General features: G+C 59.8%; 18 protein-coding genes and 1 riboswitch. Of the genes, 8 read left to right on the forward strand and 10 right to left on the reverse strand.

Features of this window, described 5'->3' with window-relative positions; genetic code table 11:
• Nucleotides 1-234 precede the first annotated feature (234 nt).
• A complete protein-coding gene (locus ABCN01_RS01465) occupies nt 235-1,146 on the reverse strand; it encodes a hypothetical protein (protein ID WP_035137032.1) in 912 nt (303 codons plus the stop codon).
• 214 nt (nt 1,147-1,360) lie between these two features.
• Between ABCN01_RS01465 and ABCN01_RS01470 the strand changes: the two genes are divergently transcribed.
• Complete coding sequence (locus ABCN01_RS01470; protein WP_342995630.1) at nt 1,361-1,771, forward strand: peptide deformylase; 411 nt, start codon at nt 1,361-1,363, stop codon at nt 1,769-1,771.
• Nucleotides 1,772-1,846: 75 nt separating this feature from the next.
• On the opposite strand, the gene ABCN01_RS01475 is transcribed toward ABCN01_RS01470, so the two are convergent.
• Together ABCN01_RS01475 and ABCN01_RS01480 are read right to left on the reverse strand one after the other, a co-directional pair.
• Nucleotides 1,847-3,328 carry an aminotransferase class I/II-fold pyridoxal phosphate-dependent enzyme gene (locus ABCN01_RS01475; RefSeq protein ID WP_342995738.1) on the reverse strand — a complete coding sequence of 494 codons (1,482 nt, stop codon included), beginning with the start codon at nt 3,326-3,328 and terminating at the stop codon, nt 1,847-1,849.
• 201 nt (nt 3,329-3,529) lie between these two features.
• Nucleotides 3,530-4,387, reverse strand: coding sequence for a LysR family transcriptional regulator (locus ABCN01_RS01480; protein WP_342995631.1), 858 nt, complete (start codon nt 4,385-4,387; stop codon nt 3,530-3,532).
• Between the two features lie 282 nt (nt 4,388-4,669).
• On the opposite strand from ABCN01_RS01480, the gene ABCN01_RS01485 reads away from it, so the two are divergent.
• Nucleotides 4,670-5,416 (forward strand): DMT family transporter, encoded by a 747-nt coding sequence (locus ABCN01_RS01485; protein WP_342995632.1) that lies wholly within the window; start codon nt 4,670-4,672, stop codon nt 5,414-5,416.
• Nucleotides 5,417-5,555: 139 nt separating this feature from the next.
• A complete protein-coding gene (locus ABCN01_RS01490) occupies nt 5,556-7,805 on the forward strand; it encodes a KUP/HAK/KT family potassium transporter (RefSeq protein WP_342995633.1) in 2,250 nt (749 codons plus the stop codon).
• A 79-nt stretch (nt 7,806-7,884) separates the two neighbouring features.
• On the opposite strand, the gene bsh is transcribed toward ABCN01_RS01490, so the two are convergent.
• Together bsh and ABCN01_RS01500 are read right to left on the reverse strand one after the other, a co-directional pair.
• Entirely contained in the window at nt 7,885-8,850 is a 966-nt protein-coding gene (bsh, locus tag ABCN01_RS01495) for a choloylglycine hydrolase (RefSeq protein ID WP_342995634.1), read from the reverse strand.
• Nucleotides 8,851-8,981: 131 nt separating this feature from the next.
• Nucleotides 8,982-9,401, reverse strand: a complete 420-nt coding sequence (locus tag ABCN01_RS01500) for a peptide deformylase (RefSeq protein WP_035137017.1) — start codon at nt 9,399-9,401, stop codon at nt 8,982-8,984.
• A 193-nt stretch (nt 9,402-9,594) separates the two neighbouring features.
• On the opposite strand from ABCN01_RS01500, the gene ABCN01_RS01505 reads away from it, so the two are divergent.
• Together ABCN01_RS01505 and ABCN01_RS01510 are read left to right on the forward strand one after the other, a co-directional pair.
• Entirely contained in the window at nt 9,595-10,905 is a 1,311-nt protein-coding gene (locus tag ABCN01_RS01505; RefSeq protein WP_342995635.1) for an NCS2 family permease, read from the forward strand.
• A gap of 179 nt (nt 10,906-11,084) precedes the next feature.
• Nucleotides 11,085-11,708 carry an alpha/beta hydrolase gene (locus tag ABCN01_RS01510; RefSeq protein ID WP_342995636.1) on the forward strand — a complete coding sequence of 208 codons (624 nt, stop codon included), beginning with the start codon at nt 11,085-11,087 and terminating at the stop codon, nt 11,706-11,708.
• Between the two features lie 60 nt (nt 11,709-11,768).
• Here ABCN01_RS01510 and ABCN01_RS01515 read toward each other — a convergent pair whose 3' ends face one another.
• The 4 genes from ABCN01_RS01515 to ABCN01_RS01530 all read right to left on the reverse strand — a co-directional run bounded on the left by ABCN01_RS01515 (nt 11,769) and on the right by ABCN01_RS01530 (nt 16,331).
• A complete protein-coding gene (locus ABCN01_RS01515; protein ID WP_342995637.1) occupies nt 11,769-13,103 on the reverse strand; it encodes a uracil-xanthine permease family protein in 1,335 nt (444 codons plus the stop codon).
• Between the two features lie 123 nt (nt 13,104-13,226).
• Nucleotides 13,227-14,360: a 5-methyltetrahydropteroyltriglutamate--homocysteine S-methyltransferase gene (locus ABCN01_RS01520; RefSeq protein ID WP_342995638.1), complete on the reverse strand. Its 1,134-nt coding sequence runs from the start codon at nt 14,358-14,360 to the stop codon at nt 13,227-13,229.
• A gap of 155 nt (nt 14,361-14,515) precedes the next feature.
• Nucleotides 14,516-15,412: a LysR family transcriptional regulator gene (locus ABCN01_RS01525; protein WP_055286633.1), complete on the reverse strand. Its 897-nt coding sequence runs from the start codon at nt 15,410-15,412 to the stop codon at nt 14,516-14,518.
• Between the two features lie 10 nt (nt 15,413-15,422).
• Nucleotides 15,423-16,331 (reverse strand): HAD-IIB family hydrolase, encoded by a 909-nt coding sequence (locus ABCN01_RS01530; protein WP_342995639.1) that lies wholly within the window; start codon nt 16,329-16,331, stop codon nt 15,423-15,425.
• A gap of 66 nt (nt 16,332-16,397) precedes the next feature.
• Nucleotides 16,398-16,508, forward strand: a riboswitch (TPP riboswitch).
• Nucleotides 16,509-16,559: 51 nt separating this feature from the next.
• On the opposite strand from ABCN01_RS01530, the gene thiM reads away from it, so the two are divergent.
• The 3 genes from thiM to ABCN01_RS01545 are packed head-to-tail and all read left to right on the forward strand — an operon-like array spanning nt 16,560 to nt 18,436.
• On the forward strand, nt 16,560-17,399 hold the full coding sequence (gene thiM, locus ABCN01_RS01535) for a hydroxyethylthiazole kinase (RefSeq protein ID WP_342995640.1): 840 nt from the start codon (nt 16,560-16,562) through the stop codon (nt 17,397-17,399).
• A 3-nt stretch (nt 17,400-17,402) separates the two neighbouring features.
• Nucleotides 17,403-17,744: a thiamine-binding protein gene (locus ABCN01_RS01540; RefSeq protein ID WP_260699032.1), complete on the forward strand. Its 342-nt coding sequence runs from the start codon at nt 17,403-17,405 to the stop codon at nt 17,742-17,744.
• Entirely contained in the window at nt 17,741-18,436 is a 696-nt protein-coding gene (locus ABCN01_RS01545; RefSeq protein WP_006234517.1) for a thiamine phosphate synthase, read from the forward strand. The genes ABCN01_RS01540 and ABCN01_RS01545 overlap by 4 nt, the downstream gene beginning before the upstream one ends.
• A 100-nt stretch (nt 18,437-18,536) precedes the next feature.
• On the opposite strand, the gene ABCN01_RS01550 is transcribed toward ABCN01_RS01545, so the two are convergent.
• Nucleotides 18,537-19,406, reverse strand: a complete 870-nt coding sequence (locus tag ABCN01_RS01550; RefSeq protein ID WP_342995642.1) for a patatin-like phospholipase family protein — start codon at nt 19,404-19,406, stop codon at nt 18,537-18,539.
• Between the last annotated feature and the right edge of the window lie 263 nt (nt 19,407-19,669).

Here is a 19,669-nt window from a genome sequence, read left to right on the forward strand (position 1 = left end):
CCCCAACGACTAGTCATTCAAGAACGTCCCCAATGACTACCTTTTGGCAAGTTTGAATCAAGGCAACGCCGATGTTTTGGTACCGACAGCGAGCGCCCACCAGAGCGAACAAATTGGCAAGAAAAGAGGGCGGCATAGACCTTCTGGTCATGCCGTCCTCTTTGAATGACAAGTTGTCGCTCTGGTGGGCGCGCAGCGTCAACTAGTTACGCCGTTCGTAGAACCGCGTAACCCCTAGAAACGGTTGCCGCGGAAGCCGCCACCGTTGCGGCCGCCACGATCGCCACCACGACCGCCACGGTCGTTACCGCGGTTGCCGCCAAAGCCGCCACGGTTGCCGCCGCGGTCGCCATAGCCACCACGGTTGCCGCCAAAGCCGCCGCGACCGCCACGGTCGCCGCCGCGGTCACCAAAGCCGCCACGGCCACCGCGATCGCCACCGCGGCCGCCACGGTCGCCACCACGGCCACCGCGATCGCCAAAGCCGCCGCGACCGCCACGGTCGCCGCCACGGCCACCACGGTCGTCACGGCCGCCGCGAGGACCGCGATCCTCGTCCAGGCCCATGGCGACGAGCGGAGCGATAACCTTATCGAGAGCGGCCATCAGCTCGGTGGCCTCCTCGTAAGAAAGCTCGGGCAGGAGCTTCTCCTTCTTGTTGGCAAGCTCGACCAGGCCCTCAGCGGCATCCTCGGCAGCGAAGACGACGATCTTGCGCATATCGCCCTCGGCGTCGTCGATGCGGCCGACCAGATCGGCAGCCTCGGCCTCGGCCATCAGGCCATCGAGCTCACGAAGGCGCATGCCCAGCAGGTCGGACATTTCCTTCTGCTCCATCTTGGGCTTGAGGTCAAGAAGCTTGATGGCGCGCTCGATGTTCGCCATGCGCTCGGCCTTGGCCTCCTCCTCCTTGGAAATAGCAAAGCGACGGCTACGCAGCAGGCGGGCGGCCTTCTGCATCTTGTCCATCAGCTCTTCGTCATCGTAATCAACGGCGGCCTCGACAACCTCGGCCTCCTCCTCGGCGGAAACCTCGTCAGCAGCCTCAACCTCGGCAGCTTCGGTCTCCACGGTCTCGACTGCCTCGACCTCGGCAGCCATGGTCTCGTTCTCGGTCTCGTTCATGATCTCTTCGTTCTCGGACATGAGACTCCTTCTTGGCCCTCTCGGGCATCGTCGCCCCATTCGCGGGGCCCGTCGCGCACTCTTTGCGCTTTAAACATTCATGCCTCTCGGCAAAACGTCCATTAGTTTATGGTGTCGCCATCCAATCTAGCTGCAGAATCTATGTGCACACATTAATGCGACATGTCGCGGTATCATGGCCTGAACCAAACGTGTCCACCTTAAGGAGCCCGCCATGATTAAGCCCATCATGAAATCCGAGTTCTTTTTGCGCCTGCCTTCCGAAGACGCAGGACCCGATGACGCCGTGATCGGGCAAGACCTCCTGGATACGCTCCACGAGCATGAGCACGAGTGCGTGGGCCTCGCCGCCAACATGATCGGCGTGCGCAAACGCATCATCTGCATAAAGGACGGCAACAGGGCGCTCCTGATGTACAACCCTCAAATTCTTGAGCAGGTCAATGCCTATCAGACGAGCGAAGGATGCCTCTCGCTGGTCGGCGAGCGTCCCTGTACCCGCTATCGCCGCATTAAGGTTGAGTATTTGGACGAGAACTTCGTCCACCGCATCAAAAACTTCTCGGGCTACACCGCCGAGATCATCCAACACGAAATCGACCACTGCAACGGGATAGTGATCTAGTTCCACCGATTCAAGAAAGCTCCCTGCAGCAAAACAACTGCAGGGAGCTTTTCATAGTGCGGAGCTTCTATCCCACTAGCTTTGGCGGTAATGATCGAAGAAGTCGGCAAGGTCTTCGAGCGACTCTTTGAGCACTTCCATGCGCGGCAGATACACGATGCGGAAATGGTCGGGCTCGCCCCAGTTAAAGCCGCCGCCGCGCGTGATCAGGATCTTCTTCTCGTGCAGCAGGTCGAGGGCAAACTGCTCGTCATCGGTGATGTTGAACTTCTTCACATCCATCTTGGGGAAGATATAGAACGCCGCGCGCGGCTTGACCACCGAGATGCCATCGATCTTGTTGAGTGCCTCATACACAAAGTTGCGCTGCTCGTAGACACGACCGCCGGGACGGATGTAGTCGTTAACCGACTGATGGCCGCCGAGCGCTGTCTGAACAATCGACTGAGCCGGCACGTTGGAGCACAGGCGCATGTTAGAGAGCATGTTGACGCCCATGATGAAGTCACTCATGCAGCGCTGGTTGCCCGAAAGCACCATCCAGCCAATGCGATAGCCCGCGATCATATGCGACTTGGACAGGCCGCTAAACGTAATGCAAGGCAGGTCGGGGGCGAGCGAGGCAATGGAGACGTGCTCGTAGCCGTCCATGCACAGGCGGTCGTAGATCTCGTCGGCAAAAATCATGAGCTGGTGCCTGCGCGCGATCTCAACAATGCCCTCGAGCACCTCGCGCGGATAGACAGAGCCCGTGGGGTTGTTGGGGTTGATGATGACGAGGGCCTTGGTCGCGCTCGTGATCTTGGACTCCATATCCTCCAGGTCGGGATACCAATCCGCCTGCTCATCGCACAGATAGTGCACGGGATGACCGCCGGCAAGGGTCGCGCACGCCGTCCAGAGCGGATAGTCGGGGCTGGGGATCAGAATCTCGTCGCCATTGTCGAGCAGCGCGTTCATCGAAAGCTGAATGAGTTCGGACACGCCGTTGCCCGTGTAGATGTGCTCCATCTGAACATTGGGCAGGCCTTTGATCTGCGAATACTGCATGATCGCCTTGCGCGCAGAAAACAGGCCGCGCGAGTTGGAATAGCCTTCGCAGTCGGGCAGCTGCTGGCGCATATCCTTAATGACCTCATCGGGCGTGCGGAAACCGAAGGGCGCCGGATTGCCGATATTGAGCTTGAGGATGCGCTCGCCCTCGTCCTCCATGCGGGCAGCCTCGTCGACGACGGGACCGCGCACGTCATACAGGACGTTATCAAGCTTGGTGGATTTAGAAAAAGTACGCATGGTGGTGCTCCTTGGAATTTGAGCTGAGGGATGGGGTTCGGGCTTGGAATCGTTGCGAGGCGATGATGTCTCGCCTTGATCGGCGTCACCGGCAAGCAGCCAGGAAACATCGACCTCCAAAATGCGGGCGAGCAGCTCTGCCACATCGCGCCGCGGAATCGTCTTGCCACTCACATATTGGCTCATCTGACTCTTGCCGAGTTTTTTGCCGAGCATCTCCGATGCGCGGATTACGTCCGACTGGCGAACGTCGCGATCGGACATGGTCTGTCGCAGGCGATCGCTAAACGTCTCTTGGGCCACTAGAACCTCCTTGCTGGCAAAGTTCAATTTACAGAACACGAATTGAACCTGAGTTCAATTTAGGCAGCAGTATAGCGCGGCATATTATCCGAAAGTTCAATTTCACAAGAAAATGTACCGAGCCCTGAGAATTGTCCCAAAGTGGACAACAGGTACGCGCTTTTAGAGGTATTCAAGGAAACGGGCGGCGGCAAGCGAAACGTCAGCCGTGCGATATATCGCATTGATCTGCCGATGAGGATGTCCCTCGAGCGGGCGCACGGCAACATCGAACTGGCAGCGGCGCAAGATGAGCGCGGGAAGAATGCTCACGCCCAGGCCGTCCTCGACCATGGCCATAATCGCATAGTCATCCCAGGTCGACAGCTTAGAGCGCACCGCCAGGCCTGCGCGGCGAAACAGCGGCGTTATTTCGTCGTCGCTACCGCGTTCCAGCAGAATAAACTGCTCGTTGGCCAAATCGGCAAGGGAAACGACCTCCGCGGTGGCAAGCGAAGAGTCCGCTGGCACCACGGCCATCAGCTCGTCTTGCACCAACGGCCGCGACGCCATGCCGGCACCGCGCGGCTCGCGCGGAATAAAGCCCAAGTCGCAGCGGCCTTCTGCCACCCATTGCTCAATCTCGGAGTAATCGCCCATCAGCAACTCATAATCGACGTCCGGATGATCGGCGCGAAATCGTGCGATCACCGGCGGCAGCACGTGGGTCGCCACACTCGAAAACGTACCGATGCAGATTTTGCCGCGCATGAGTCCACGCATCTCGTCCACGCGTCGCTGCAGGCGGCCAAACTCTTCGCATAACGCCTCGACTGCCGGCATGACCTGCCGCCCGTCGGCAGAAAGCACCACGCCCTCGCGGCTGCGATCAAGCACTTTAAAACCCCAGTCTGCCTCAAGGTCGCCCACCATGCGGCTCACGCCCGACTGCGAATAGCTCAGCCGCTCTGCGGCACGCGTAAAGCTGCCCGCACGCACCGTCTCAAGCAGCACTTGCATCTTTTGGATATTGGTCTCCACGGCACGCCTCCACCTTTGCATGAGTTTTTGTCATGTTTGCCATGCATTATATTCGCTTTTCTTCTAAAGCCAGTTCACCCATAGTGAACATGCTCGGATATAGAGGGGATGTCAGCGCATGAACAACGGACTGTTTACGTACCTAGCAGCATTGCTATTGTTTGGCTCCAACGGCATCATCGCCGCTGCCATCGCGCTGCCGAGCTCCGATATCGTGCTCCTGCGCACGTTTTGGGCGCGCTCTCGCTTGTCACTGTCCTCGCCATCACCCAACGCCATAAGTTGCAGGCGCCATCTCGCCCCCGCGAAGTCGCAGCCCTCCTCCTCTCGGGAGCCGCGCTGGGCGCCAGCTGGATTTTTCTGTTCCGCGCCTACCAGACGATCGGCGTCGGCGTATCCTCGCTGCTGTACTACTGCGGCCCCATCATCGTTATGGCCCTCTCCCCGCTCATTTTTGGCGAGAAGCTGACCGGCGGTAAAATCGCCGGCTTCATAGCTGTCGCCTGCGGCGCCTTCCTCATCGCGGCCCAAGGCCTCGGCGGCAATATGCCCATCGCAGGCATCGTGTGCGGCATCGCCTCGGCCTTCTGCTACGCGTTGATGGTCATTGCCAGCAAGGGTGCGCCACATATCGAAGGTCTCGAAAACTCCGCGCTTCAGGTGAGCGCCGCCTTTGTAACCGCGCTGATCCTTACGCTCTTCACGCAAGGTGTCCCCTCGTTCCTCTCCCCCAGCATTGCCGCCGGCATCGATTGGCGCGCCGTTGCCATGCTCGGCATTGTCAACACCGGACTCGGTTGTCTGCTCTACTTTAGCGCCGTCGCCAAACTGCCCGTGCAGACCGTCGCCGTCGTCGGCTACCTTGAGCCGCTTTCGGCCGTCGTGTTCTCGGCCGTCCTTTTGGGCGAAACCATAACACCGGTCCGTCTGATGGGCGCCGCGCTTATCATCGGCGGCGCGATCTTTTGCGAACTCGCCGGCAAACGCACAAACACCAAGGCTGGCATCGCCCAGACAGCACGTGCTTAATAGCTCCTGCTTTGAAATGCTACCTGCGTACGTGAATAATCCCCAGCTGGGGATTATTGTCTAAAATAACCCGATGTGCCAAACTGCTCTTATATGTATAAAGATGGCATAAAGGTCTACTGCTCGTGGCAGAGGCCAGATGTCCAAGGGAGTCCACGTGGCACACAACAAGCTGGAGGCAAGCCTCCAAGACCAGCGTAGTCAAGGCGGGCATGGAGCCATTCCCCTCTCCGCTGGCATGCTGCTCGTAACGCTCGGCGTCGTCTACGGTGACATCGGCACGAGCCCCATGTACACCATGAAATCAATCGTCGCCAACAACGGCGGCATCGGCACCGTCAGCGAAGATATGATCCTTGGCGCGCTTTCGCTCGTCATCTGGACCATGACGCTCGTGACCACGGTCAAGTACGTGGTAATCGCCATGAAGGCCGATAACCACAACGAAGGCGGCATCTTCGCCCTGTTCAGTCTCGTGCGCAAGGTGGCGCCATGGCTGATTCTGCCCGCCATGATCGGCGGCGCGGCGCTGCTCGCCGACGGCATCCTCACCCCCGCGGTCACGGTCACCACAGCCATCGAGGGCCTGCGCACCATCGAGTGGGGCCACGCGCTATTGGGTGACGGGCAAACCAACGTCATCATTATTACCATCATCATTATCTGCGGCCTATTTGCCATGCAGCGCGCCGGCACCTCGTCAATCGGCAAGCTGTTCGGCCCGCTTATGACGCTATGGTTCCTGTTCCTGGCGGGCGCCGGCCTGTTCAACATGCTCGGCAACCTGTCCATCCTACGCGCGCTCAACCCCATCCGCGGCATCATGTTCCTGTTCTCGCCCATCAACCACTCGGGTATTATGGTGCTCGGCTTCGTCTTCCTGTCGACGACCGGCGCCGAGGCGCTCTATTCGGATATGGGTCACGTGGGCAAGGCTAACATTTACGCATCCTGGCCGTTCGTAAAGGCGGCCCTCATCCTTAACTATCTGGGTCAGGGCGCTTGGCTGCTCGCCAACAACTCCAATCCCCAGATGCTCGCGATGGATATCGTCAACCCGTTCTATATGATGCTTCCCGAGCCCCTGCGCCCCTTTGCCATCGTGCTTTCGGCCGTAGCGGCCATCATCGCCTCGCAGGCGCTCATTACCGGCTCGTTCTCGCTGGTATCCGAGGCCACGCGTCTCAACCTTATGCCGCATCTGCGCATCCACTACCCCAGCGACACCAAGGGCCAGCTCTATATTCCGCTCGTCAACAACATCATGTGGGTCGGCTGCATCTTCATCGTGCTGCTGTTCCAAAACTCCGAGCGCATGGAGAGCGCCTACGGCCTCGCCATTACCGTGACCATGCTCATGACCACGACGCTTTTGACGAGCTACATCGCCGGCATCCTCAAGCACAAGCTGGGTGCCTGCGTCTTCGCCCTGCTCTTCGGTGCCATTGAGTTGTGCTTCTTCGCCTCGTGCCTCACCATGTTCTTTGACGGCGGCTACGTCATGATCTTCCTGGCCGCGCTGCTGTTCGGCCTTATGTATGTGTGGCGCCGCGGCACCGCCATCGAGCGCACGCAGACGATCCTGCTGCCCGTCTCCAAGTACATCGACCAGCTCAACCGCCTGCGTAACGACGAGACCTACCCCGTGCTCGCCGACAATCTGGTGTTCCTTACCAACAGCCCCGACCCGCTCACGCTCGACCGCGACGTGCTCTATTCCATCCTGGACAAGCACCCCAAGCGCGCCAAGGCATATTGGTTCATCAACGTGCACGTTACCGACGAGCCCTATACGCATGAGTATTCCGTTGAGACCTTTGGCACAGACTTCCTGTTCCGCGTGCGCCTGGACCTGGGCTTTAAGGTCAACCAGCGCGTTAATGCCTACCTGCGCCAGATCGTTGGCGACTTGATGGCATCGGGTGAGCTGCCGCCGCAGCATCACACCTATTCCATCTACGAGACACGCGGCAACGTGGGCGACTTCCGTTTTTGCATGCTGCGCAAGATGCTTGCCCCCGAAACGGACATCAACCGCAACGACCATCGCGTCATGGCCATCAAGTACGCCGTCCGCCGCGCCTGCGGAAGCCCGGCGCGTTGGTACGGTCTCGAGAACTCGGCCATCATCATCGAGTACGTGCCGCTGTTTGCCCGCATGCGCCCGGCCGTTAAGCTCGTGCGTACCCAGGTGCCGCTCGAGGTTCAGATCGAAGAAGCCGAGGAAATGGAAGTCGACATCTTCTCGGACGACCTGGTCAACGGCAACGAAGCCGGCAAGAACATGAACGTCGATCCCACCGAGCTGCTCGAGAGCGTCGCCGATACGCCCGAACAGCAACAGCTCGACGGCCTCGAGAACGAACAACTCAACGACGCCAACTTCTAGCGACGTTACAAATCAACGACAGCGGCCCTGCACCTCACGAGAGACGCAGGGCCGCTTTGCATTGCAGTAAAGCTAACGGCTACGAACGACGCGGCTCGGGAACCACGAGCCTATCGGGGCTCGCGCCCTCGGCATCCATCAGGCTCACGTAGCGAATCGACGGATCCCCATACATCGCGTAGTAATAATTGCCCGTGCGCGCGCTAAAGCATCCGGTGTAGATAGTCTTCTCGAACTTGCCATCGCCCATCCTGGACGCCCCCTCGATCATCACCACGCCCTCGAGCGAGCGGAACATGCGAACGACGTTTTCGGTCTCGCTCTCCTTTTGCGGGTAATTGGCATTGAGGTACGCCGCCTTTACAAAACGGCTCGGCGAATAGCAATCGCCCGGAATGCCGCGCATGCCGGCACCCGCGCCATAGGGTTTGAGCTCGGCGCCACGCCATGTCGCCGTCTGCGGAAAATCGCTTGTGGCGGTGATATAGGTGCGGAGGTTTTCCATGTGCCACGGGAAGGTCGGCTGATTGGCAAGGGTGTCGACCGGATCGTCGTATACATGCAGGCCGTCAGCCATCATCTCGACCACGATGCTTCGCTGGCTGTCGCCAATAATCCAATGGAGCAGCGACACGCCCAGCCCCTCTCCGGCAGATTTGGCAACAATCACCGTATCGCGCAGCGCAGCCTCGACCTCGTCGACCGTCGAGAACGTCGCTGCCACCCACAGGGGAAACTCATAGGCCGCGATATTGTTCTTGCCGTCGACAGGATCCTCGGCATACTCGGCATAACCCGGGAAATTGAGACCCGCCACAGCGAGGCCCGCATCGTTGCCGCAATCGAAAAACATAGGGTAGTTCTCGTAATCGATGCACATGCCGATTACCGCGTGCGCCGCCGACGCATCGTCGATAAACGAATACGGAATGTGAAATCCGCGCGGCATCACGCGAACCTGTTGGCCGTAGCCAAAGCTCCAGTCGAGGTTGCGGCCTAGATACATGTGACCAGAATTATCGGTAAATCGAATGCTCGTACACATAGCGCCTCCTAGCTTTACGTTCTTGCTAAGGTTATTGTCACCAAACAAAAAGGCGCTAAACACAAAAGCCCGGACATGACAACAATGTCACGCCCGGACCAAAAGAGACGAAGTGCGGTGCTTTGATCCCCTTAGACCAACTTTCCTAGACAGTGGTCAATCATGTGTTGAATCATCTGCGCCTCAAAGCCCGCGTAGTCGCGGCGGCACTCCTTCATCTTGCCGTCGACGATCTGATCAAAGGCGACCTTGCACTTGATGTAGCGCGTGGACTTGGTGACCTCCTCGTGCGTCAGGCAGCTCTCCTCCATCTTGCTGGCGCCCAAGCCAAACACCAGACGGGGGTTATAGAGCACGTGGGGCTCGCCGGCGTCGTCCAGATAGACGCAGACCTTCTTGGTAACGCCAATCTGGTTAGCGGCAAGGCAGCCGGCATCGTCGAGCGACTTGATGGTATCGATCAGGTCCTGAGCAACCGACTCGTCCTCGACGGTCGCGACCTCGCAACGCTGGGACAGGATAGCCTCGTCGTGGCAAAGCTCTTTAATCATACGTTCCTCCATAGGGGTCGTTGTAACCGCTTAAGTATACGGTACCCACACAATTTCATGCGAAAGATACCGCCCGTCCGTTACAAACCGCCGAACATCAACATGTGAGGAACACCAACTTCACAAAGGCGATATAGTGGGTGAGTTCGTGTCAATCGGCCTAAACTCGGGGCCGAACAAGGAAAGGGTATGCATGGACGAACTATTTCACGTCAGCGAGCGCAAGTCCACAATCGGGACCGAACTTCGTGCTGGACTGACAACATTCCTGGCGATGGCCTACATCATCGCCGTCAACCCCGCAGTGCTCTCGGGCGCTGGCATCGATGCGGGAGCGCTCGCCTGCGCCACCTGCCTGGGCGCCGGCATCATGACCATCTGCATGGGCATCTTCGCCAACCGCCCGCTCGCCTGCGCATCGGGCTTAGGCGTCAACGCGATGATCGCTGGAATCACCACCACCGTCTGCGGCGGTGACTGGCACGTGGCCATGAGCGTCATCTTCCTTGAGGGCGTCGTCATCTTGCTGCTCGTGCTTTGTGGCCTGCGCGAGGCCATCATGGACGCCATCCCGGTTGTCCTGCGTCACGCCATCTCGGTGGGTCTGGGCCTGTTCATCGCCATGATTGGCCTGTGCGATGCCGGCATTATCACCGCTGGCGCCGGTACACTCGTCGGTCTGGGCGACATCACCTCCCCCACCTTCATCGTCGGCATCATCTCCATCCTGGTGACAGTCGCCCTCGCCTGCCGCAACGTCCCCGGCTCGCTGCTCATCGGCATCGTCGTCGCCGTCATCGCCGGTATCCCCCTAGGTGTGACCCATGCTCCGACCGGTATCATCGCCCCGCTCGACTTCTCGAGCATCGGTGGCCCCATCGCCGACGCCGGCGGCGTGCCCGCCATCGTCAAGGTCCTTACCGACCCCACGCTTCTCGTCATCTCGTTCTCGCTGCTCATGAGTGACTTCTTCGACACCATGGGCACCGCGATGGCCGTGGCCAAGCAGGGCGAGTTCCTCACCGACGACGGCAACGTCGAGAATATCAAGGAGATCCTGATCGTCGACTCCGCCGCCGCTGCTGTGGGCGGTTTCATGGGCGTCTCCTCCATCACCACCTTCGTCGAGTCCACCTCTGGCGCTGCCGACGGTGGCCGCACGGGCCTCACCTCCGTCACCACCGGCGTGTTGTTCATTCTCGCCGCGTTCTTCTCCCCCATCGTCACCATCGTTTCCAGCGCCGCCACCTGCGGTGCTCTGGTCTACGTCGGCTACCTCATGATGAGCGAAGCCTCCGAGATAGACTGGTCCGACGTGTCGCAGGGTTTCCCGGCGTTCATGATCGTCGCCGGCGTGCCCTTCACCTACTCCATCTCTGCCGGCATTGGCCTGGGCTTTATCGCCTACGTGATCGTCGCGCTCTTTAAGGGCGAGGCCTCCAAGATCAAGCCGCTCATGTGGATCGCAGCCCTTGCCTTCCTCGTCTACTTCTTCGTGGCGTAACGGCATAGTCTGCTAAAGCAAAACAACAAGGCGAGGAATCGCATCGAGCGGCTCCGCGCCTTTCTTTTAGCGTCTGCCCCCGTGCCAGCGTGCGACAATTGAGGCTGTCAATATCACAACACCGAGAGAAGCCTGCCTTGGAAGCGCATCATAAACAGATAACCGTTTATTCAGAGTGTGTGGAAGGCGCGCCCGTCATCTACCTCCCCGTGGTTATGGGCGACGGTAGTGAAGTCTACGAGCGCTGCCGAGAGCTCGACTGCCCGCCATTCACCCTTGTCGCCATTGGAGGGCTCGATTGGAATCGCGAGCTGAGCCCCTGGGAATGTGAGGGAACTATACGAGATGCCGAGCCCTTTGGCGGACAGGCTGCTGGTTTTCTTGACGAGTTGTTGAAGCAGATAATCCCCCAGGCCGAATCATCGCTCCCGCAACCGCCCGCCTGGCGCGGCGTTGCCGGCTACTCGTTGGCGGGTCTTTTTTCACTGTGGGCACTTTGGCAAACAGATGTCTTTGAGCGCGCGGCAAGTGCATCGGGGTCGCTGTGGTTCCCCGGCTTTATCGACTACGCGCGCGAGCGCACGATGACAGCCACGCCCGACGCCGCCTATCTGTCGCTCGGTAAAAAGGAAACCAAGACGCCCAACCGCATGATGCGGCACGTACTCGACGATACGCGCGCGATGGAAGAGCTGTTTATCGAGCGCGACATTCCAACAACGCTGGAGCTCAACCCCGGCAACCACTTTGCCCAAACTGACCTGCGCATGGCGCGCGGCATCCACTGGATACTGACGCATTAAAAATGGCGTCCACGCGTACATACGCATGGACGCCATTTTTAATTTGGCTGAACGCAGCTACTATTCAGCAGTCTCCTCAAGCTCGGAAGTATCGAACTCAAAGTCATTACCAGGCAGGATGGCGTTGAGCACAATGCCCACCAGCGAGCCCACGGCAAGGCCCGAAAGCGAAATCGTCACGCCGCCCAGCTCCAGCACGATGGCACCGGCGGTACTGTAGGCAATGCCGAGCGAAAGCACGAGCACCAGAGCCGCCACCAGCACGTTGCGGTTGTTCTGGAAATCAACCTGATTCTCGATGAGGTTACGCACGCCAACGGCGCTGATCATGCCGTAGAGCACGAGTGACACACCGCCGATAACGCACGCCGGCATAGCAGCGATCACAGCAGCAAACTTGGGGCAGAACGAAAGCACGATGGCACAGCAGGCGGCAATGCGAATCACGCGCGGGTCGAACACACGCGTAAGCGCAAGCACGCCGGTGTTCTCGCCATACGTGGTGTTGGCCGGAGCGCCAAAGAGCGACGCCAAGATGGTCGCCAGGCCATCGCCGAGCAGGGTACGGTGCAGACCGGGATCGGCAATGTAATTGCGTTCGCAGGTAGAGCCAATGGCGGAGATATCGCCAATGTGCTCAATCATGGTCGCAAAGGCCAGCGGCATGATGGTGATGATGGCCGTCGTGGCAAGACCGCTATCGAACTGCGGGCCAAAGAGCGCAAACACGGTGTTGTCCCACACGATGGGCAGACCGACCCACGGAGCGGCGGCAACGCCCGAAAAATCGACCTCACCCAACGCAGCCGCAACGGCATAGCTCACCACAACGCCCAGCAAAATCGGCACGATCTTGACCATGCCGCGGCCCCAAATATTGCAGATGACGATGACGGCCACGGCGACAGCGGCGACAAGCCAGTTGGTCTGGCAGTTGGCAATGGCAGAGCTCGCTAGGATCAGGCCGATGGAAATGACGATGGGGCCGGTCACCACCGGCGGGAAGAAACGCATAACGCGCTTGGCGCCAAAGGCACGGAACAGGGCCGCCAGCACCGGATAGAGCAGGCCGGCACAAGCTACGCCCAGGCAGGCGTAGGGCAAAAGCTCGGTCTCGCCGTTGGGCGCGATTGCGGCATAACCGGCAATAAAGGCAAACGATGAGCCCAAAAATGCCGGCACCTTACCGCGCGACAGGAAGTGGAACAGCAGCGTGCCGATACCGGCGAACAGAAGCGTCGCCGAAACGGAAAGGCCGGTGAGCACGGGCACGAGCACCGTGGCTCCGAACATCGCAAACATGTGTTGCAAACCCAACACAAACATGCGCGGGCGGCCGAGCGACGATGCATCGTAGATGGCATCGGTGACGGCGGGCGTCGAGGATTGGGACATGGAAGTCCTTTCATGATGGAAGGGCGATCAGGCATATCGGATAACCTGCCCGAACGATACGATCCGAACCATTGTACGTGATACACCATGTCTCGCGCGCGCCGTCACCTGCAAACGGTAGCGTTACTTCCAAACGCGCTCGGCAATGCGCTTGACCAGCGCGATCTTTGCCCACTGCTCGTCCTCGGTCAGCTTGTTGCCAATCTCACAGCTGGCAAAGCCGCACTGGGGCGACAGGTACAGGTTCTCGAGCGGCACATACTTTGCGGCCTCGTGGATACGTTCGACGATAACGTCCTCGTCCTCAAGCTCAGCCGCCTTTGTAGTGACCAGTCCCAGCACGACCTTCTTGCCGGGAGCAACGTACTTGAGCGGCTCAAAGCCACCGGCGCGCGGCGTATCGAACTCAAGGTAGAACGCATCGACGTCCTCGTGCGCAAACAGGTACGGTGCAATGGGATCGTAACCACCCTCGAAGGCATACGTGGAGTGATAGTTGCCGCGACACACGTGCGTATTGATAACCAGATCGTCGGGCTTGCCCGCGATGGCGGCATTGTTGAGCGCCACGCCCAGCTCGCTCACTTTTTGCAGGTCAACCGGGCTCATGCCGGTCTTGGACACAAAGTCGGTATCGCAATAGATGCCCCAGGTGCAGTCATCAAATTGGATGTTGCGGCAGCCCGCAGCATACAGGTCGGCAATCACGGTGCGGTATGCTGCGGCAATGGCATCGGCGAGCTCTTCGTCGGTCTTATAGACGGCACGCAGGCTCTCCTGCTGGCCATCACAGCGGTCGAGTGTGACTTCGGAGAACGTCTGGATCGGCGCCGGAATGGTCTGGCGCGCGATCTGGCCCTCACCCTCGAGCGACTTGACAAATTTGAAGTGCTCGACGAACGGATGGTTCTCGCCGCTAATGGGGCCGGTTACCACGGCGGTGTCGGCGGTAGTCTCCTCATCGTGAAACATGTAGCCCGTACGCGAGGCGCGGCGCTCAATGCCGTTGAGTCCCCACATAAAATCGAGGTGCCAGTAGCTGCGGCGGAACTCGCCATCGGTGATCACCTGCAGGCCGGCGGCCTTCTGCTTGGCCACCAAATCGCGAATGGCATCGTCCTCGACGGCCTTAAGGCCGGAAGCGTCGAGTTTACCCGCGACATAGGCGGCACGGGCATCCTTTACAGCCTGCGGACGAAGAAAACTGCCGACGATATCGGCACGAAACGGCGCGTTCGGTTGAATCGAAGTGCTCATAGATATCTCCCTTTGCATTGGTTGCTTTACTGGGACAGAGTATGAGCGCTTATATGGTCATCGTAAAATATACGTTTATAACAGTTTGATATAGATGCTTCCTATATCAGTCTGGACTGTCATAAAGAGACTTGAACCGTGCGGAGCACAGCAGCCTAGATATGCTGACGAATCGCGTCGATATAGGCCCGACCGTAGCGCGTGAGCGTCGTGTTCTTGCGCGTGATGATGCCAATCTCCATGTACTCGTCCACGTCGAGCGGAATCGAGATAATGCCGGGGCCGTTGAGCTCGTGGCTGATCACGCCCGAGCATACCGTGTAGCCGTTGAGGCCCATGGCCAAATTGAACAACGTCGCACGGTCGCGCACGCGGATATTTTTGCGACGCTCGAACGTCGAGGTCAGCTCCTCGGAATAGTAAAACGAGTTGTAGCTGCCCTGCTCGTAGGACAGGAACGGGTAATCTTCCAGATCCTCGAGCGTCACGCTGGAGCGGTCCGCCAGCGGATGGTCGGCGCAGACGAAGACATGCGGCGTGGCGCAGAAGAGTCCTTCGAACACGAGCTCGTTGGCCACCAGCATGCGCTCGATGACCTCGCGGTTATGCTCGGATAAGTACAGGATGCCCAGTTCGCTTTTCATATGCGCGACATCCTCGATAATCTCGTGAGTCTGCTCCTCGCGCAGGGTGAAGTCGTAACGCGCGGCATCGAACTCGCGGATCACGTCGACAAACGCGTTGACGGCAAAGGAATAATGCTGGCAGCTCACACTAAAGTGCGGCACCTGCTCGGATGCGCCCTTGTACTTGCCCTCGAGCAGGTCGGCCTGGTCGAGTACCTGGCGCGCATAGCCCAAGAAGGTCTCGCCTTCCTCGGACACAATGACGCCCTTGTTGGTGCGCTCAAAGATGTGCACACCCATCTCGTTTTCGAGATCGCGAATCGACGCGGTAATCGAAGGCTGCGACACAAAGAGACGGCGCGAGGCCTCGGTAATGCTGCCGCATTCGGCAACTTTGACGACATATCTGAGCTGCTGGAGCTTCATGGCTGTCTCCTTAGCTGTTCGCGAGATTCGCGTCGGCTGCACCCTCCTGACGCATAAACGACGGCATCTCCCCCGTCGCGGCGCAGGCGGCAATCTGATGCAGAGCCCCGGCAACCGCATCATCTGCCGCAGCGCCGATATGCCAGCGTGCGGCAGCCGTGACGGCCTCGTTGGCATTGGCGACTGCAACGGAGTTGGGAACGGCATCGATCATGGGCAGATCGTTATCGGAATCGCCAAATACGGCCACCTCGTCGGGCGTCAGGCCCAAGGCGCGTGCCAGCTCCAGCGCAGCGCAGCCCTTGTCCCAACCATCCGGAAGGATGTCGAACAGGCGCACTCGGTTGTTGGGAAACACAAGCGAGAGTTCCGGCACCTCAACGGCAACGCGCTCGCGTAGCTCCGCGAGCTCCTCACGCGAACGGGCACTCCAGATATTCGCCTTAAACACCGGCGCGCCATCGACGACGGGACGACACGGGGCCTCTTCGCCTTTGAGCCATGCATTGCCGCCCGACTCCATAGCGCGACGCACACGCTCGGGATTGCTCGTCACGCAATAGGCATCGTTACCCCAAAAGTCATCGCCCAGGCTGTAGACTTTTAGAAATGTATCGTCGGTCTCTTGCTCCAAGTAGTCAGCCAAGCGCATAAGAGCGGCGTTGTCGGTTGCATGCGAGGCTACCGCCTCGCCGTCCACAAACATGACCTGGCCATTGCAGAACGCACCGGTCGAAAAGCACTCGGAACAATTTTTGAACATCCAGCCCATCGCGGACGGCTGACGGCCCGAAACCGGGCCAAAGTGCAGACCCGCCGCCTGCATGGCATGAATGCCCTCGATAGCGTAGTCGCTGGCGCCGTCATGCCCAGCCGGAATCAGCGTATCGTCCATATCGGTCAGCACAAGTTTGATCATAGAGTCCCCCCCCCCCGTCATTTTCACCGCAACCATTGTAACGGTGCGCTAGTATAGGGAACAACAGATTCGATGCGGGAGTGCCGGCGGTGCAAACCACAAGGCTGAGAGGGCATGGGGCCCAATCCTTTGAACCTGTCAGTTAATGCTGGCGTAGGGAGCATGCCGCCTTTACAGGGGCGCTGTCTATGCACAGCGCCCCTTTTCTATGCCAAGGAGGCATGTGCAGTGATTGATTCGGAACAGCTTAAGCAACATATGGTCAAGACCGTGGAGGAGATTCGCGCCACCAATCCGATGGCCGGCTCCATCACCAACACGGTGACGATCGACTTTGTCGCCAATGCTCAGCTCGCCGTGGGCGGATCAGCCGCCATGGTCTATCTGCCCGACGAGGGCGAAGCGCTCGTTGCCGGCGGCGGCGCCATCTATCTCAACATGGGCACGCTCTTCCCCATCTACGAGCAGACGATTCCCCGCGCGGCCAAGGCGGCACACGACGCCGGCAAGCCTTGGGTGCTCGATCCGGTTGGTCTGGGCATCGGCAGCCTGCGCACCCAGCTGGTAAACGAACTCAAGCAGTACCAGCCCGCCATCGTGCGTGGCAACGCCTCCGAGATTATCGCGCTCGCCGGCCTGTGGGGTCTTGAGGGCGAGGCGGCCGATCTGAGCCGCGTACGCGGTGTCGATACCACCGACACGGTAGACGCCGCCCGCGATGCCGCGGTGGCGCTCGCCCGCTACACCGGTGGCGCCGTAGTCGTCTCGGGCGAAGTCGACCTGATCACCGACGGCACGACCGTGGCCAAGTCCCACGGCGGCAGCCCGCTCATGTCCAAGATCACCGGCTGCGGCTGCTCGCAGGGCGGCGTGCTGGCTGTGTATGCCTGCGCCGCCGATCCGTTTACGGCAGCCGTCTGCGGTACCGCCGTCTACAACGTCGCTGGCACGCGTGCCGCCGCTGTCGCCGATGCCCCGGCAAGCTTTAAGGTTGCCTTTATCGATGAGCTCTACCGCGCGACCGCCCAAGACATCGCCGATAACCGACTCGAGCTCGAGGAGGCATAGGCCATGTCCGAGCCCACAACCAATACCGGCATGAACACGCTCGTCGCCGTGGCCATCGCCCCGTGCGGCACCGGCGATGAGCTCTCCGCCGAGGTCGCCGAGGTCGTGCGCGTCATACGCGAGAGCGGCCTTCCCAACCGCACCACCTCGATGTTCACCGAGATCGAGGGCGACTGGGACGAGGTCATGCAGGTCGTGCGCGACGCAACCTTTGTGTTGGCGAGCAAGGGCATCCGCACCGAAGTCGTGCTCAAAGCCGATATCCGGCCCGGATTTACCGACACCATGACCGGCAAGCTCGAGCGCATGGAAGCACAGATCAAAAAGCAGGAGGAAGCACGATGAGCATCCGCGACAACCTTGATATCTCGGCCTATCTGGTACTCGGCCCCGAAAACACGCTCGGGCGCCCCGTGGGCGATGTGGTGGCCCAGGCGCTCGACGCCGGCTTTACCTGCATCCAGGTGCGCTCCAAGGTGGCAAGCGCCCGCGAGATCATTGCGCTGACCGGCGACGCCGCGCAGGCAATCGCTCAGGCCGGCAAGACCGGTCAGGTCGCCTTGCTGATCGACGACCGTCTGGACTGTGTGCTTGCCGCACGCGAGCAGGGTATTGCTGTCGACGGTGTGCACGTGGGCCAAAGCGATATTCCCGTCGAGGTCTGTCGCAAGTTGCTGGGCCCCGACGCCATCGTGGGCCTTTCGGCCCGTTGCGAGGAGATGCTCGAGTACGTCAAGACCGCCGACATGAGCCTAGTCGACTACCTGGGCATCGGCCCACTCCACGAGACTGAGACCAAGCGCGACTGCGGACGCGCGGCCGACGGCTCTATCATCACCAAGAGCTTTGAGGACCTGGCCGCACTCCACGCGGCAAGCCCCGTGCCCATCGTGGTGGGCGGCGGCGTCAAGACAGCCGACTTGCCGCAGCTCAAGGCCACCGGCGTCGACGGCTTCTTTGTGGTGAGCGCCGTCTGCAGCGCCGATGACCCCTACGCCGCGGCCAAGGAGCTTGTCGACACCTGGCAGCAGGCATAGGCATAAGCCGAGCAGCTGATTCGCAGCCTCATATCTTCAGCAATGAAAGCGCATCCCAGTTTGGATCTCCATTCCGGGATGCGCTTTCCGCATGCGACCCTTACCCCGCCAGATACGCTTTCAACGCCGGCAAGGTCGCCTCCGCATCGCGGCGACCAATCTGGTAGATGCGCTCAAGTTCATCGGGCTCGCGACACAGCGACGGCACCTTCACCGATTCGCTCGGCCGCACCACAAAGATCTCGCCGGCAGCCTCGCGACGTGCCAGGTCATCGAGCGTGGCATTGTAGACCTCATGCCGATGCTCAAGCGCTGCGACAAACTCCGGATAGTGACGGAACGCGCGCCGCAGCATGGGCATCACACTGTTGGGCTGCTTCACAAAGCCCGCCGGCTGCGTGAGTACCACGATATTGCGGTCATACCCCTGCGCAAACAGCCATGCGCTGGGAATGGAATCAGCCACGCCGCCATCCAGGTACTTGCGGCCCTCAATGGCGACAGGACGCGTCGCCACGGGAATTGCCGACGACGCCCGGATCCACTCGATATCGCGCTCGTCGCCATACGGCAGATCGTGATAGACGGCCTTGCCCGTCTCGATATCGGTACACACGCACGTAAACCGCATGGGGCAGGCGCGATATGTCTCCAGGTCGATGGGATCGCGCTCGATGGGCACCTCGTGATAGGCAAAATCGGCATTGAACATATCGCCGGTTCGCAGCCAGCTGGTCACGCTTGCGTAGCGCTTGTCGGCACAATAGGCCTTGTTGTAGCGAATGGCGCGGCCGATCTGGCGCGATTTAAAGTTGTAGCCAAACGCCGCGCCCGCCGAGACACCCACCATATGGTCGCAAGTTAAGCCGTGCTCCATCCAAACGTCGAGCACGCCCGCCGTATACATACCGCGGTAGCCGCCTCCCTCGAGTGCCAGCCCCACCGTGCGCGTCGTATTTGACTGTGCCATGCGACCATCTCCGTCCCCACAAATTCAAACGGAACAAGTATACCCGTCAACATATATCGTCTCAGTCGCATTTTCATCGAACATCGCATCGTCGCGCTACCGCTTGTCGAATAATAGCCGCCCACAGCATGTGCACCCATATATAATTGTGCACTATTGTTTACACTACTCAGCTGTTATCAACAGTGAACATTAGCCGACAAATTAACTCAACAACGCAGCAAGGCGGGGGCCTGGATACATGCAAAACGCCGAGCAACGAC

The organism is Collinsella aerofaciens (genome assembly GCF_039062365.1).
Classification (GTDB): domain Bacteria; phylum Actinomycetota; class Coriobacteriia; order Coriobacteriales; family Coriobacteriaceae; genus Collinsella.